The organism is Paenibacillus hemerocallicola (genome assembly GCF_006265175.1).
In the GTDB taxonomy this organism is placed as follows: Bacteria; Bacillota; Bacilli; order Paenibacillales; family NBRC-103111; genus Paenibacillus_AB; species Paenibacillus_AB hemerocallicola.
Window position 1 is genome coordinate 44618 of sequence record NZ_VDCQ01000002.1, and the last position, 14925, is coordinate 59542.

General features: G+C 53.5%; 15 protein-coding genes. All 15 read right to left on the reverse strand.

Annotated features, from left to right (window positions below):
- Positions 1-243 precede the first annotated feature (243 nt).
- Positions 244-1548: an anti-sigma factor family protein gene (locus tag FE784_RS01810; RefSeq protein ID WP_139600412.1), complete on the reverse strand. Its 1305-nt coding sequence runs from the start codon at positions 1546-1548 to the stop codon at positions 244-246.
- Positions 1545-2093: an RNA polymerase sigma factor gene (locus FE784_RS01815; RefSeq protein ID WP_139600413.1), complete on the reverse strand. Its 549-nt coding sequence runs from the start codon at positions 2091-2093 to the stop codon at positions 1545-1547. Before FE784_RS01815 ends, FE784_RS01810 begins: the two co-directional genes overlap by 4 nt.
- A gap of 663 nt (positions 2094-2756) precedes the next feature.
- A complete protein-coding gene (locus tag FE784_RS01820) occupies positions 2757-3839 on the reverse strand; it encodes a VanZ family protein (protein WP_139600414.1) in 1083 nt (360 codons plus the stop codon).
- 71 nt (positions 3840-3910) lie between these two features.
- On the reverse strand, positions 3911-4585 hold the full coding sequence (locus tag FE784_RS01825; RefSeq protein ID WP_139600415.1) for a hypothetical protein: 675 nt from the start codon (positions 4583-4585) through the stop codon (positions 3911-3913).
- Entirely contained in the window at positions 4555-4782 is a 228-nt protein-coding gene (locus FE784_RS01830; protein ID WP_139600416.1) for a hypothetical protein, read from the reverse strand. The genes FE784_RS01825 and FE784_RS01830 overlap by 31 nt, the downstream gene beginning before the upstream one ends.
- A 27-nt stretch (positions 4783-4809) precedes the next feature.
- The gene (gene nagA / locus FE784_RS01835; protein ID WP_139600417.1) at positions 4810-6051 is read right to left on the reverse strand and encodes an N-acetylglucosamine-6-phosphate deacetylase; all 1242 of its coding nucleotides are present in this window, start codon (positions 6049-6051) and stop codon (positions 4810-4812) included.
- A 19-nt stretch (positions 6052-6070) separates the two neighbouring features.
- Positions 6071-7114: an SGNH/GDSL hydrolase family protein gene (locus FE784_RS01840; protein WP_139600418.1), complete on the reverse strand. Its 1044-nt coding sequence runs from the start codon at positions 7112-7114 to the stop codon at positions 6071-6073.
- Positions 7111-8445: an extracellular solute-binding protein gene (locus FE784_RS01845; protein ID WP_176705892.1), complete on the reverse strand. Its 1335-nt coding sequence runs from the start codon at positions 8443-8445 to the stop codon at positions 7111-7113. Before FE784_RS01845 ends, FE784_RS01840 begins: the two co-directional genes overlap by 4 nt.
- Before the next feature lie 47 nt (positions 8446-8492).
- Positions 8493-9452 (reverse strand): ROK family protein, encoded by a 960-nt coding sequence (locus FE784_RS01850; protein WP_139600420.1) that lies wholly within the window; start codon positions 9450-9452, stop codon positions 8493-8495.
- The gene (locus FE784_RS01855; RefSeq protein WP_139600421.1) at positions 9442-10140 is read right to left on the reverse strand and encodes an N-acetylmannosamine-6-phosphate 2-epimerase; all 699 of its coding nucleotides are present in this window, start codon (positions 10138-10140) and stop codon (positions 9442-9444) included. Before FE784_RS01855 ends, FE784_RS01850 begins: the two co-directional genes overlap by 11 nt.
- Positions 10119-10679 (reverse strand): FAD-dependent oxidoreductase, encoded by a 561-nt coding sequence (locus FE784_RS01860; RefSeq protein ID WP_139600422.1) that lies wholly within the window; start codon positions 10677-10679, stop codon positions 10119-10121. Before FE784_RS01860 ends, FE784_RS01855 begins: the two co-directional genes overlap by 22 nt.
- Positions 10676-11581, reverse strand: coding sequence for a dihydrodipicolinate synthase family protein (locus FE784_RS01865; protein ID WP_176705893.1), 906 nt, complete (start codon positions 11579-11581; stop codon positions 10676-10678). Before FE784_RS01865 ends, FE784_RS01860 begins: the two co-directional genes overlap by 4 nt.
- An 18-nt stretch (positions 11582-11599) precedes the next feature.
- Positions 11600-12700 carry a sialidase family protein gene (locus FE784_RS01870; protein WP_139600424.1) on the reverse strand — a complete coding sequence of 367 codons (1101 nt, stop codon included), beginning with the start codon at positions 12698-12700 and terminating at the stop codon, positions 11600-11602.
- Positions 12701-12842: 142 nt separating this feature from the next.
- On the reverse strand, positions 12843-13523 hold the full coding sequence (locus FE784_RS01875; RefSeq protein WP_139600425.1) for a FadR/GntR family transcriptional regulator: 681 nt from the start codon (positions 13521-13523) through the stop codon (positions 12843-12845).
- Positions 13524-13674: 151 nt separating this feature from the next.
- Positions 13675-14367: a FadR/GntR family transcriptional regulator gene (locus FE784_RS01880; protein ID WP_139600426.1), complete on the reverse strand. Its 693-nt coding sequence runs from the start codon at positions 14365-14367 to the stop codon at positions 13675-13677.
- Positions 14368-14925: the final 558 nt, after the last annotated feature.

Here is a 14925-nt window from a genome sequence, read left to right on the forward strand (position 1 = left end):
TGATGTTCATCATATCAAAAACAAAGGGATCACGTCAAAGTCGAACTTGACTTTGACATCATCCCTTTGTCCCAGCACATCTATATAAACATCCGGCAACGGTTCCCAGGCGACCTTCACCGGACGGTCATACGAGGCAGGTCGGCGAACTCTCTTGTTACTATACAATACGCCGCTCGCGAAAAAGTGTGCGGGATGGACAGCCCCTTTTTTTGCGAAAGGCAGGAGCCGCAAGCGTTTCGCTTACGGCTGCTGCACGGTCTCCGTCTGTTTGGCGATATCGACCACAATCGTTTTCGTCTTCCCGCCGGAAGAAGTCACCGAATAGGTCAGTTGGGCGCTGCCCTTCCATTTGACCAGCTTGGGCACATCCGATTCGTTCCATGAAGCGGAGAGAAACATTTCCGTTTGTTTCCCGTCCGCGGTCGTAACCGCAATTCGCCGGTTGGCGGTGTCAACTGCCGCGAGCAGCAAGCCATCCTCCGATACGAGCTGCTGGGTCGCGGTGGAAGGTATTGCCATCAAGCCGGCCATTCCCGGAGTTTCGGCCGAGCCTTTATTGGTCCCCGTCGACTTGCTTGCATCCGCCGTCGGCGTCTGCTGTTGGCTTTTCGCTTTGTTATCATCCGATATGGACCTGTCCGCTGCGGCTCCTCCCTGCTCCGGCGAAGTCGTAGGGCTACTGCCGTACGATTCGGACGAGGCCGGAGTTCCGCCCTCCGTCATAATCTTGTTAGGCAAGTCCGAAGCTTCGGCCCCGGCAGCGGGGTTCGAATTGGGGGTATCGTTTTTATAGTTCAACTCGCTTCCGGCAACGGGCGCCTCGTCCGTACTTGACGATCTGTTCCCATTAGGAGTCTGGGGCGTGCCACGCTGATCGATTACCGACTCCTTCGGGGGTGTTGTCGCCTCAGGCGGTTTTGCAGCCGAGCCGCTCCCGGAACCTGCGCCCGAGCCCCCTCCAGCGGTGTCCCCATTTGGCTGAGCACTGCGGGGTGCCTCTGATTTTTCCGCCATTTTATCGGTGGATTTTGCCGTATCCTCGACCGTGCTTTTCTGTTCGGCCGATTTCGCAGCCTCGCTCCGGCTGCCGGCCGCCGTGCTGTACATTAACGGCGCTTCGTCCGCCACCTTCGTGCCGTCCATATCGCTGATGAATACGGCCAACAGCAGACCTGCTGCAACGATGCCTCCGGAAGCCGCAAGCGTCCATGCCGACCGAAAACGTTTCGGACGTTCCGTCGCAAGAGGAATAACGGCCGCCGAACTCCCGCCCGAATCGGCGAGTAACTTGACGGAAGAAGCTATGGGGCCTTCGCCTGCGCGATCAATTTCCGCAAGCTGGGGCAAAATGGAATCGACCAGACTGAAAGGTGGCGCCACCTTAGGCAGGTTGGCAAGCTCTCGGGACAATTGCTGCAACCTGGAGAACATTTCCGCGCAATCCGGACACTGCTGCAAATGAGCCGTCATGGCTTCATGCTCCGAGTCGTTCAAATCTTGATCCAGATCTCTTTGCATCAGTTCCATCACCTCTTGACAATTCATCCCCGCACACCGCCTTTCTGATAATCTTGGAGTAAAGCTTGCAATTGCTGCCTGGCCCTGAACAAGTAAGACTTCACCGTATTGAGCGGCAGATCCAGGGAGTCGGCGATTTCATTGTACGAGAAATCCTGCAAATATCGGAGCACGACTACTGTCCGGTGGTGCTCGGGAAGCAGATCGATCGCCTCCTGTATATCTTTGGCTACGTATGAAGACATCAGCTCGTCTTCCACGCTGTTGTCGGACGTAAACACCATGTTATGCTCTTCGATCGATACGGTCGCCTTCGTCCGCCGGAACTTGTCGATGCAGATGTTCGTGACGATACGCTGCACCCACGTTTTGAATTGGGCCTTTTCTTCATAAGAATTTATTTTTGTATATATGCGGATCAACGCTTCTTGAGCGGCATCTTTAGCATCCTGCTCATTCCCTAGAATGTAATAGGCCGTCCTGTACACGTGGGTTTCGATTTCACGCAATAGGGTAATTAGAGCGTCGCGATCGCCCGATTGGGCAGCTTTGATCAATTGCTGCGCTACCACAAGGATCCCCCTCTCTTGCAACCTTTTAAACGGGCAATCCCGAAAAAAAGTTGCACCATAAATAAAAAATGTCCGTAAACGGTCGGTTCAACCCGATTTTATTCGTTCAACTCATATAGAATAACAGAAAAAGAGTAAGGGGTATACTGGATATACCGTATGCCAAGGGGGCTCCCAATATTCGGACGACCATACGGTTATTAAGAAGACGGTGCAGCTCTTCCGCCGGTTCGATGGAAAGAATCGGACGAAAAAATACGAGCCGCATAATCCGCATGCAACCTGGAGGCCTCTTGGTGAAACGGGTGCCACGTATTGCCGGAAATAGAGGAACTATATTCCGTTATGGTCCAGAATTCCGTTATGCGCATGATAATAACGGAATGAGCTTCCGTTATTTTGATTTTTCGGGGTGAATATGATCGCGAACCGCGGAATAGCGGAGCGGTTTTCCGTTATTTTGCACCCAACACTACTGCTCGGATCAATAGCGTACTCCAGTTCCGCTATTTGCTGGATTCTCTGTCCCGCAAGGCGCCTGCAAAAGCAGCCGGTCCTTCGCCGAACATACGAGCTGCCGTAGAGAAAAAAAGAACCCCTGACCCGCATTCAAGCGGTCCAAAGGTTCCAGTGGTTCTATTTCCACTCCCGACTCCCGAGCAACTAGACGATTTCATGCTTCGTACCGCTCCACCGCTCGTAGAAAAGCGTCTTGTCCTTCCCGAACAATCGCGGCAGCACATGTACGCCGAATGATAGATTGATCAGCGCGGCGACAAAGAAGCAGGCAGCTATCGCAATCGGAGGGAGCGTCTGGACGGCTTTGCCGATCAGCATCGCGTTCGCGCCCCCGACAATCCCGTATAGCACTCCGTACCGGAGCAGCAGCTCCGTGAAGCGTACCCTCTCTCCGCGACCAGTCACCCGAATGCGAACGATATACTTGCCAAGCGTTCGACCGTTCGTAATAGACGGCACAACAATGAAATAAAGGAAGCAAATCGCCATATACACCCATAGGCTCCGATCACGCAAAAACAGGGCCAAAACCGGAAACAGCACGATTGCATCCAGCTGAAGCGCTACAAGCCGCCTAGTAAAGCCGACCTGCTTGGCCTTCAGATCAACCTGCTCGTCAAGCCGTTCCGCGTGCGGTAGCAGCTTCATGAACAGCGGTGCGGCGACGTAACCTAGCGTCCCCCCGAGCGTGTTCAACAGCAGGTCGTCTATATCGAACAACCGGTAAGGACAATCATAGATGCCGTACAACCCGGTGACCTGGGTGATTTCGAAAAACATCGATAGGCCGAATGCGGCCATAACCGCAGCAAGGATACCGAAACGGAAATAGTAGCGGAAATAGGCGCCGAGCGGAACCAGGAGCAGCACATTGAAAGCCGCCTGCAAAAAAGCCCGTTCCTTGAACAGCAGTACGTAAGTGGCCGGTTCGCCGGGCACGACCCGCGTTTCCTTCAGGAAATCCTTCACAAATTGGAACGGCATAAAGGACGCGAACGATTCCCGCAGTCCCGTGCACGTATTCCGCGACACCGGAAGCGGCAAAATGACCAAGTACAGAGCGGTCAGCAAATAGAGCAGCAGCGAATAAATGACAAGCACGCGAACTTTGTTGATATATCCGTATTTGCGATATTGTACGATCAGAAAAGGCAGTGTGAACAAAAAAGCGAGAATCGGAAACGTCAAAAACGCATAGCGGATCGGGAGCAAGTAAGCTTCGATCATAACGGCGGAACCCCCATTGCCCAAACTTTGAGCTTCCATTATAACTCCCGGGCTGTCCGATATCCATCTTTTCAGCTTACAAACCTTACGATATTGTCATGCAGCGAATCCGTCCCGTAACGATCGTCTTCATCCTTGCCGTTTTTTACTTGGCCACCCATCCCGTTATTCGTATTGTTTCCCGATTCTTTCACATAGAAAACGCCACCCGTGCCGCCATCGATCTGACGATACGTAGAACCGACATCGGCGGTCACTACCCCTTCGGGCGAGCCTTGCCCGATCGAATCGATCCGGTCGCCCGCTCCGTTCACGTGGAAATGTCTTACGCTTCTGGAACCGCTTCCAACCAACACCGGCGTCGTATTCCCGAACGTAAATACGCCGTCCACTTGAATGTCCGCCGTTGCGTCCGGCGTACGAACGATACCGCCCAGAACGATGGAGGAGCTGAATGTAACATTGCGAACCAAAGCTTTATGAGAGGGGCCTACGAACGCAAACGGACTGTAATTGCCCGCTTCGGAGCAGGCGTCGATAAATGAAATGTTCTCAAACACCGCATTCGTCACGATTCCGTCCCGGATATCGATGCCATGCTTCTTGCAGTTTTTCAAGACGATGTCGCGAAATATGCCGTTCGTATGGTTTCCTCTCAGCTTGATGAAGTTGTCCGGGTTTCTCGACGGCGTCGTCTGAATATCCCCTGCAATGATTACATCTGAAATTTGAAGTCTCCGACGCAAGCACAAGGGTCTCCCCTCGCCGCTTCCGCACGGATCGTATGCATCTGTCCTCCCGAGACGACCGCCGCTCCCGTCACCCCCAGTGAGGCAAGCATCGCTCTCCGGCTAATCCGTACGTTTGATCCGGTTTGCTCCCGCTTCACGCTTTTCGTTTCGTTTTCGGCAAGCGGCTCATTCTCGTATCGTTCGTTTTCCATTGCCAATCCCTCCATGACCGGTATAGGTTACTGTCCCTGCCGACTTTCACTCTCATTGGGCCGCCGAATCTCATAGCCCCGAATCCACACTCGCTGCAGCTCCAGTTCGTTGGAGAGCAGCAGCACGTCGCCCTGCAGACCCGGTTTCAGCCGACCCGTCATCTCCTCGAGTCCGAGCAGCTTGGCCGGATTGAAGCTGGCGAGACGGCTGGCCTGACCCACGGTAAGACCGATCGTCCGTACCATATAGCGGAACGCGTCGATCATCGTAAGCGTAGATCCGGCCAACGCTCCCCCTTTCTCCAACCGCGCGATTCCGTCCTTGACCACAACGTCCAGTCCGCTAACCTTGTACGCGCCGTCGCCGAGACCGGCCGCGGATATGGCGTCTGTGACCAGAAGCAAATTATCGTGCCGCTTTACATCCGCGAGAAGCGATATGCATGCGGGATGTACATGGTGTCCGTCGCAAATGATTTCCGCCGAAATATGGGGGTCGGTCAAGACAGCCCCGACTGTTCCCGGCTTCCGATGGTGCAAGCCGGTCATCGCGTTGAAGACATGCGCCGCGTGGCGCAAGCCGTTCTCGACAGCGAGCCGGATTTCTTCGTAGGAGGCATCCGTATGCGCGCATGCCGCAATAATTCCTTCGGCGGTCAACGTACGGATCAGCTCGAGCGCGCCGTCCCGCTCCGGCGCCAAACTAAGCATGCGGATCAGCCCGGGATAACGGGTGTTCCATTCGCTAATCCATTCCGGTTTCGGCTCCACGATAAAGTCGGGATTTTGCGCACCCGGCCATTTCGGGGACAGGAACGGCCCCTCCATATGAACGCCAAGAAGCTGCGCATATGGCATTCTACCTTGCCGATAAACGGATACCGCTTCCATTACGGCGCTTTTCCTCTCCCGGGACGACGACAGTGTAGTAGCCAGCATCGCCGTCGTCCCATGGGCGCTATGGAACCGCGTAATGGCGTCGTAGGCCGATTCGCCGGCTTCCATAAAATCGTACCCGCCCCCTCCATGAACATGAACGTCGATAAATCCGGGGATCAGCCATCCCCCGAGAGCGTCCAATCGGACCTCTACGCTGTCGACAACCGTTTGGGAAAGCTTCTCCGCCGGACCAGCGAAGCTTATTCTCCCGCCTTGGAGAATAAGCGCATCCGCCCCTTCTTCCGTTCCTATTACTTTTCCGTTGTAGATCAATACGCTCGGATGATTCGGCCCATCTTGGATATCGGGATTGTCTTGATTTCGGAGCATAGCCGCGCCCTTCCTCCCCTCATTGAAGCAGCTTTTGCAGCACGGGAGTCAGACCGTCAGCCATCCGCATGAAGCCCAGATCGGTCGGGTGAACGCCGTCAACCGTACACTCGTGAAAATTCGCGCCGAGCAGTCCGGAGCCGTCGTAAAAATAAATATTGCGATCTCCCTGCCTGTTCAACCGCTCGACCGTCTCTCTTTGAAATCGTTGCATACGCAGCCGTTTTTCCAGCAATGCGTCGTCAAACAGCTCGCGCGCGTAACGGATTTTGGAAAGCACCAAAATCGGAACATCGGGATGAACGTCCCGGTAAATCCGGATAAACTCCGGCAGCGTTTTCTCCATATGCTCCGGGCTGGGGCAATTGGCCTCATAATCCAGCACGAGGCAGGCAGGCCCGGAAATATCGCTGACGAGCTTTGCCAGTTCCGGCTCCCCGCGTCCGCTTCCGGAAAAGCCCAAGTTAATAAACTCCAGCGGAATTCTCCGGCTGAGAATATTCGTATAGGACATCCCCGGACGCGCTGCGCTTGCACCCTGCGTAATGGAGGTCCCATAGACGATTACGCGCTTATCGCTGGCATATTTCCCCGGCTCCGAGACGTCCGCATCCGGATCCAGCCCGATTTGCACCTCCTCCACCCCTTGATACAAAGGAAAATAAAGGGTTACGGCGCGAGGCTGTCGTTCCATTTTTTCATACATGACCATTTCGTAATCCCGCTTCGTGTGATCGTATCGGGTCGTACTATGAAACAAGCGTTGATCCTCGATATCGATATAGCAGTCGAAGCCGCACTGACTCGTGGCGGGCATATTGTTCAAATCGGCCAAGCCGCTTAACTTTACTTTGACGGCAAGGAGCGATGAATCGGTACGGAACCGGATTTGCCCGCCCGACGTACAATTCGCGAATTTATCTACAACCGGGGGAATGGGTAAGCGCGGAGCTTGGGGCAATCTGCGATATTTGCCCTCCACCCCGTACCAGGCGAAGCCGCTGACACGAAAGGGCGGGTTAGCCGGGGAAAGCCATGCTACGGCTATCTCGGGAGCGCTCATTTCTTCATCTCCTGCTCGATCAGTTTGTCCACGCGCTCGGCAGCTTCCCTTAAAGCGGTATTGATGTCCTTCCCGGCGCTGAAGGCGTTAAGCGCGTTGTTCATCTCGCTGTTTGCATTGGCCGTGAATGGAGACGCCAACGACATCGGAGCATACGATTGGATGAGCGCCTGAACATTTTTGCCTTGGATGCCCGGCAAATTCGCTCCGAAGCTCTGCATAGCCTTCTTAGAATCTTTCAGAACCGGGACGAATGCCAAATTTCCGGCCATCCATTCCTGATACTCCTCCGACGTAATATAGGATAGAACCTGGAAAGCCGCGTCCCGCTGCGCGCTTCTGTTCGTAATATACATATAATCGGGACCGGCCTGCAGGCTGACGCCCGGCTTCTCTTTAAGCGTAGGGATCGTCGCGATATCCCAATTTTTAAGCGCTTCCGCGGCTCGGGTCACGTAACCTCCCGTATGGATCATCATCGCCACGGTCTGATCTTTCAGAAATTGATCCGCTTGCTCGATGTATTTGTTGTTCGGCAGCTCCATGCCGGGAATTTTATAGAAGCGGGCAATATTCGTGAACGACTGCACAAATGCGTCTGCCGTAAACATCGCCTTATTCGTTTTCGGATCGAAATACGGTGCGGACAGCTGATTGCTGCGAATGACGGAGGCGAATCCGAAGGCGATGCCCTTGTACTGGATGCCGCCATCGGTGCGGGTCATTCTTCGCGCGAGCTCGTACACTTCGTCCCATGTCATGCCGTCGCGGGGGTACGGAACGCCGAATTTGTCGAACAAATCCTTGTTGTACAAAAACGTCATGGCGCCTGGCGTATAAGGCAATCCGTAAATGCCTCCGTTCGCCATCCTCCTCTGGATCTCGATAAGGGAGGGCTCGATTTTCGTCAAATCGTAATTGTACTTCTTGATCAGATCGCTGATATCGCTTTCCAGCCCCATCCCCGTCAAATACGTACCGGTCGTATTCAGGGAGACGATCATAATATCGATGGGCTGCTTGCTGCCGAGCAGAGCCGCGTAATTGTCCGACTGCCTCGGTATGAATGTCAGCTTATACTGCGGAAACTTTTTCTGCAGCCGGTCTCCGAATCGCGACATGAATATTTCCTCCGTACCCGAAGGGGGATATAGGAAGACGAGCTCCAGCTTGCTGTTCGCCACGCGTGCGGCTTCCTCCTCGGGCGATAAAACCGTCTCTTTCTCGACGGCCCCTTTATCCGCGTTTTTCGCTGCGCCACCTCCGCAAGCCGATAACACAAACACAAGGCATACGAATAAGAGAACAAGCAACCCTTTCCTTTCGGCCATATCTATTGCCTCCTCTTTGAAGTTGTACGGTAATGCGCTTCTTCCGATCACTCCCGCGGCATCGAGTAAAACCATCCCTGCGCCGCCGCTCCGATGACTCCCGAGCCGGCTCCCATGGATGCCGGAAGAAGCTCCACTTCCTTCCACATTGCGGAGGCGGTCGTCTTCCGAACGTGTTCGGACACTCTGTTCATTAGCCTATCACCGCTCGAGGCAACGCCTCCTCCGATAAACACGGCTTGCGGATTAAACGTATGAATCATGCCGCTTATGCCCGCGCTTAAAGCCCGGATCGCGATATCCATAATTTCCTCCGCCCACTGCTCGCCTTGATGCCAAGCGGCCATCACGCCCCGCGAATCGATGTCCCGCACCGTGCCTTCAAGGCTCGAGCTTCGTTCCCGGGCCATTCTTGCGATGCCCGTTCCCGAGGCGTACAATTCCAGGCAGCCGAAATTTCCGCATGGGCATCTCGGACCGTTGAAATCGACGGAAATATGCCCGAGCTCGCCCGCGCCGCCGTATACTCCGCGAAGGAGCCTGCCCGATTGGACGATCGCGCCTCCGACACCGGTGCCAAGCGCCAAGCATATAAAATGCTCCAGCGTTCGCCCTTTGCCGAATTGCTTCTCGGCTATGCCGATCACATTAACGTCATTATCCAAGTAGACGGGATAAGGAAAACGCTCCTCCACGAGCCGCTTGATGGGAGTGCCGATCCAGCCGGGAATGCCGTCCAGCGCGTGCGCAACCTCCCCGCTCCGGTAATGAATTTGTCCCGCGCTGCCGATGCCGATGCCGGCGATCGGAGGCGGTTCCGCCAACCGGCCATGCCCTTCGAGCATCCTCGCGATTCCCGAAGCGACCGTATCCATTACGGCCTTCGCTCCGCGCTCGCCCCGGGTCGGCACGATATCCTGGCAGCGGATTTGCCCATTGTTATCCACAACGGCAAAATGTATTTTGGTACCTCCGATGTCGACTCCTATGGCCGCTTCATCTCTCACGCTGTATCGCCCTCACAAATCGCCCCGTTATTTCCCGCGGCCTCGTAATCGCCGTGCCGATGACTACGGCATATGCCCCGGCTTCCATACATTGTCTGCAATCCTCTATTGTCCATATGCGTCCTTCCGCTACAACGGGGGTTCCGCCCAATGCCGCCAATTGGCGAATCAACTGAAAATCCGGCTCCTCCCGGTACACGCTGTCCGGCGTGTACCCCGATAAAGTAGTGGAGACCAGATCCGCCCCCAGCTCCATCGCGTTCACCCCTTCCTCGAAGGTGGACACGTCCGCTACGATGCCGATACCGGGATCAAGCATCTTTATCGCTTGCATAAGCTGTTGCAAAGTTTGTCCGCCGGGTCGCCGCCTTAAAGTCGCATCGACGGCGATCAAGCTCGCACCAGCGTCGGCCACTTGTTTCGCTTCGTGCAACGTCGGTGTAATAAACACGTCGGAATCGGGATACTCCTGCTTGTAAATGCCCATGATAGGCAACGAACAGCTCTGCTTGATGGCGGCTATATCCGCCGGGGTATTGGCGCGAATGCCGACCGCCCCTCCTTGTTTCGCTGCGACTGCCATTGCCGCCATATGATGCGAGCCGTACATGGGCTCATGCTCCAATGCTTGGCAGGAGACGATGACGCCGTGCCGGAGACTGTCGATTACTTGACCGATGTCGGCCATTGCATTTCCACTCCTTCGCGAGCAATCATCTGCTGGAATTGTTCAAGCTTCTCCCGGTCATTTCTGACCTGGCGCGGGGAATATCCCTTATCCAGGCAAAAGGCCGATAAATATCCCGCCGCTTCGCCGATATTCCATTCCACCGGGTGAAGTCTGTAGCATCCGTTCGTAATATGCGTAACCCCGATATTTTTGCAAGCTGGAATCACATTGTTCATTCGGACCGGAATGAGGCATCCGAGCGGAATTTGAAACGGCAGGCGGCTATCGGCTCGCGCCCGGGCGGTCAGCGGAAAATGATGGCTGTAATAAGCTCTGACTCCATCGCGAAAGCGCCTGTAGCCGCGGGTGCATCCGAATTGCTCGATATACGAATGCTCGTCGGGAGGGACCGCTTGGCTCGTCAATTGCCCTCCGAGCCAATCCGTCTCCTCGGTTATGATCACGTTTCGCCCCATACGAGCGGCGGCCAGAGCCGCCGCGCAGCCCCCGGTGCTTCCTCCGACGATGACGACGTGCGCCGAATATTCTTTTTTCATGAGATTCGATACTCCGACAAGGCGGAAGCGATTTGTTTCATTTGCCCTTCATCCAACGGAAGCAGCGTAGTGGATACATAGGGCTTGCATAAGCCAAGGAGGGAAAGCGCGTATTTGTGTCCGGTTCCCCAGTGTATCGCTTTTTTGCCGAAGAAGGCTTCCTGTATGCTCTGCAGCTCCAGTTGGCGCAAGCTGGCGCCATGCGAATCGCCTTCCCGGGCTTTGCGATACAGATCGATGCAGCGATCGATCGCCAGGCTGGCTATTCCCGGAATAATGCCGTCTACTCCGATTTCCAGCGCCAGATCGAGCGTCCCTTCGTTGCCGTGAAGAATGGAGAAATCGTCGCGCCCCCGGAGCTGTCTGAGCAACGGCAAATTGGCGAATATATCGGCTTTAATGCCGACGATGTTTTTCTCCTCGCTTAATTCGATCACCATGCCGGGCGGAATAGGATTATTTGTATAAACCGGGATATTGTAAATGACGATCGGCTTATCGGTATTTCTGCTCATGGATATGTAGTAATTTTTGATTTCCCGCTCATCCCGCACATTGTAGAAGTACGGGGGCACGAGTACAATCATGTCCGCGCCGGCGTCAAGCGCCCTTTGCATCATTCTTTCGGTCTTCCGCTGTCCTTCCGCGGATACGTTCGCCATGACGGGAACTCTTCCTTTCGCCTCGTCGACGGCGATTCGAATGAGCCTTTCCTTCTCCTCCTCCACGATCATCGGAAATTCGCCCATGCTCCCCAGCAGGAAAATCCCGTCGACTCCTTTGTCGATCAACCGGGCTACAAGCTTGCGCACTCCGGTCTCATCGATATTTTCATGCTCGTCGAGCGGCGTCACCATCGGGCATATGACACCTCTCAGCTTGTTGCTTGTATTCGTCTCCATCTCCCATTCTCCTCTCATTTATAACGCCTCAAGTTCGGATAAAGACAGCTTTCGAATTCTTAATCGGGCCAAGCGGCTTCCATCCTCCGGTACTCCCGCACAATAGGCGAACAGGACGGCATCGTCAATGAAATGAATGGCCGTATAACAATAGCCGCCTCTGTCCTCTTCCTTCTCCAGGTGAAAAAAATGTTTCCAGGTTTGACCGTCATCCTTGCTGATCCCGCCTATTAAAGGAGTGCGGCCCCCGGCATTGTTGGCAAGCAGACGAGTCTGGTAATTCGGTATCGGATTCCAGACGGCCAACAAGCTGCCGCTGCCAGGAATGCGCTTCATCGACAAAGGCGAGCGCGGGGAAGTAAACTGGGACGGGACCGCTTGACTCCACGTCTCCCCGTTATCCATCGAGAACATCTCGTACTGACAGCCGACATCCGTTCTTGCCCAGGACCAGAGCACTCCCGTCTGCAATTCGATCACGCCCGGTTCCTGCAAGCCGGATTTGGAATGGGGAGCATGAAGGGCGCAAAACGTCTTCGCCTCCCGCCACGTCCGCCCGTCGTCGTCCGACAAAAAGTAATGAGCGATTCCCCTGGAATCGTTTTTATGATGGGGATCACTATACTCGGTCGCTTCTCCGGCCATTTTGTGAAAGGAAGTCGGAATGATCAACCGTCCTCCGGACAGTCTGACGACTCTGTCGTTATTCGTTACATAGTAGCCGAGTCCGGGAATGCAGCACCGGGCTTCGCTCCATGTTTCTCCTTCGTCGCTCGAACGTCTGAGATGGATTCTTCCGTTATTTCTGGCCCGGCGCACGAAGTAGAACAAACCGATATCCCCGTCGGACATCCGCAGCAGCGACACGCTCATAATATTGCATGCATCGTGCTCCCCGGCCATCGCGATAATCGTATCCTCGGACCAGGTTTCCCCTCCGTCGCCGGAATATCGGGATGCGATGCAGGATGGCGCATCGTCGGCATTCGACTCGCCGATAAAACGGCTGTATACAAACAGCAGCCGACCATCCGACAGATCGATAAACGCGCCTTCGCTATTTCGCGGATTTCCAGCCGATGGACCCAGCTCCAATACGACCTTCCCTTTTTTGTCCATTCCATAACTCTCCTTAATCAGTTCGGCATCGTACAAGCATTGTTTTTCCATAAAATATAGCATGGTAATACCTATTAGAGCGTAAATTATGATGAAACAAATATAGTATGGTAATACCTGAATAAAAGGATACCGATGTATCCTACTCCGATTCCTTTAAAGCTCTGGACTTCGCAAGGTGCTTCAGCATATGGTCCTTCGCTTGCCCGATATCCTTTTCTTTAATGCTCTGCGTAATCCGTCTATGATCCTCAAGCGTTACATGGCCACCCGAGGAAGAAAGTCGTTTATGGCGCACTTCCGTAAAAAATTTGCTGACGACTTCGCTAAATTCGTAAAACGTTTCATTGCTCGTCAACTTGAACAAGGTGCGGTGGAATCCGATATCTTGCTCGACAAGCGGCAGTGATTTTCGGATCGCTTGCTCCATCTTATCGTTCCATCCGTCCAGCTCTTCCAGCGCCTTCGGATCAGCGCGCAGTATAACAAGCTCGACGGCGACAACCTCCAGAATGGTACGTATTTCTTGAAGTTCCATCATCTTCTGCTGATTGCCAAACCAGCGGAAATAGAACTGATCCATCAATTGCTCCAGAGACGCGTCGCTTACGAATATGCCGTCTCCCGGTTTAAGCTTGAGTATGCCAACCGTCTCCAACGATTTCAAAGCTTCCCGTACAACGGTTCGGCTTACGCCAAGAAGCTCGATAATTTCTTTCTCGTTCGGAAACGGATCTCCCGACTTCAGATTATGCTCGACGATATACTGTTTGATTTTCTCGATCGCGACATCTTTAAGCGATTTCCGGATCAAGGTTTCCATGCGTTCTGCTCACCCCCTTTCATATATACTATGGTATTACCTAATATAATACATCGCGTTGTGAAATTCAACCCGTTTCTTCCGTATCAGATTTATGGCCCGAAGACGGCTTTTACAGAGAAGCACGGCATCAGCTGCCCTCGGGTTCCTTCTACTTTGCCATAAGCGGCTTCATTAAGTGGTCGCGAATTTTGCCGGCCGCGCCATTCTTGTCTTTCCTTTTCAATAGTTCCACGATGGCACGATGATCTTGGATGCTTTCCGCTACCCCAACCGTACTATCGTTGTCCATATTTTTCGTTGCGATCATCTGGAAATATTTATTGATAACATCGGTCAATTGGATGAACATGGGGTTTCCGGTCAGGCTGAGAAGCTCCCGGTGAAAATTATATTCATGCTTGGCGAACTCTTTTTTCGATAAAGGCGCTCGTTCCGCTTCTTCGATCAGGCCGGCTATCCGATCCAGCTTCAGCTCCCCGGCGCCCGCCCGGTCCACGATTTGTCCAACCGCCGCTTGCTCTAGTATGATTCTGAATTCAAGAAGGTTGTCCGATTGATTGTCTATGTTGCTCCACAAAAACAGCATTTCCTGAAACAAAGAAGAGAGATCGGCTTCTTTAACGAAAATCCCTTTTCCGCGCTTCTTGTATATATAACCGAGCGCTTCCAGCGTACCGAGCGCTTCCCTGATTACGGGGCGGCTGACCCCCAGGGTCAATGCCAAGTCTCTCTCGGTCGGCAGCTTGTCTCCGGGCTTAAGCCGATTGGCGGCCACATAATCTTTGATTTTGTAGCATGCCATATTTTTCAGCATATAATCGTCGCTTATGATTTGTTCCACTTTCCTGCTCCTCCGGGCTGCCAAAACTCTAATTGTATGCTCCTGACCTATATGTTAGTTTATTTTCACGGGTTTGTAAAACAAATAAGAAAAACCTTCGTGTTGTTTTGATGAACTGAATGGTAACATCCCGATTTCAAAGGCGGACCGTGAACTTTACGCTCCAATACCCACTCCCCTTGACCTCTTACGAACTTCCTTCGACTTCATTCCGCTCCAACCGCGCTTCGAGTCGGTATTCGTTCTGATCGGTCAAGCAAAGCGGAACAAAAAGTTCCGCTATTCCTTCGGAGAGCAGCTAAAATGGGGCGTAGAGGAACGATTAGTTCCTTTATCGGCAGATTGAAGGTCATTTGAGGGCCATTTTTCACCAATAAAGGAACTCATCGTTCCGTTTCTGCTGTTTCCCCGCCTTTCGCAAGCAATAAAGGAACTCATCGTTCCCTTCTCAAAAAATAACGGAAGTACATGTTCCGCGCGATGTAGATAAGAAGTCTTTAATGTCGCATTAGAAGGGATAACCGGGATAACCCTTCAGTCCCAACAAAACATATGCAA

Bases quoted from the DNA above. Each gene is read 5' to 3' on its own strand.
- FE784_RS01810 (WP_139600412.1), bottom strand. From the start codon at position 1,548: ATGAATTGTCAAGAGGTGATGGAACTGATGCAAAGAGATCTGGATCAA.
- FE784_RS01820 (WP_139600414.1), bottom strand. From the start codon at position 3,839: ATGATCGAAGCTTACTTGCTCCCGATCCGCTATGCGTTTTTGACGTTT.
- FE784_RS01830 (WP_139600416.1), bottom strand. From the start codon at position 4,782: ATGGAAAACGAACGATACGAGAATGAGCCGCTTGCCGAAAACGAAACG.
- nagA (WP_139600417.1), bottom strand. From the start codon at position 6,051: ATGCTCCGAAATCAAGACAATCCCGATATCCAAGATGGGCCGAATCAT.
- FE784_RS01840 (WP_139600418.1), bottom strand. From the start codon at position 7,114: ATGAGCGCTCCCGAGATAGCCGTAGCATGGCTTTCCCCGGCTAACCCG.
- FE784_RS01845 (WP_176705892.1), bottom strand. From the start codon at position 8,445: ATGGCCGAAAGGAAAGGGTTGCTTGTTCTCTTATTCGTATGCCTTGTG.
- FE784_RS01855 (WP_139600421.1), bottom strand. From the start codon at position 10,140: ATGGCCGACATCGGTCAAGTAATCGACAGTCTCCGGCACGGCGTCATC.
- FE784_RS01860 (WP_139600422.1), bottom strand. From the start codon at position 10,679: ATGAAAAAAGAATATTCGGCGCACGTCGTCATCGTCGGAGGAAGCACC.
- FE784_RS01865 (WP_176705893.1), bottom strand. From the start codon at position 11,581: ATGGAGACGAATACAAGCAACAAGCTGAGAGGTGTCATATGCCCGATG.
- FE784_RS01870 (WP_139600424.1), bottom strand. From the start codon at position 12,700: ATGGACAAAAAAGGGAAGGTCGTATTGGAGCTGGGTCCATCGGCTGGA.
- FE784_RS01875 (WP_139600425.1), bottom strand. From the start codon at position 13,523: ATGGAAACCTTGATCCGGAAATCGCTTAAAGATGTCGCGATCGAGAAA.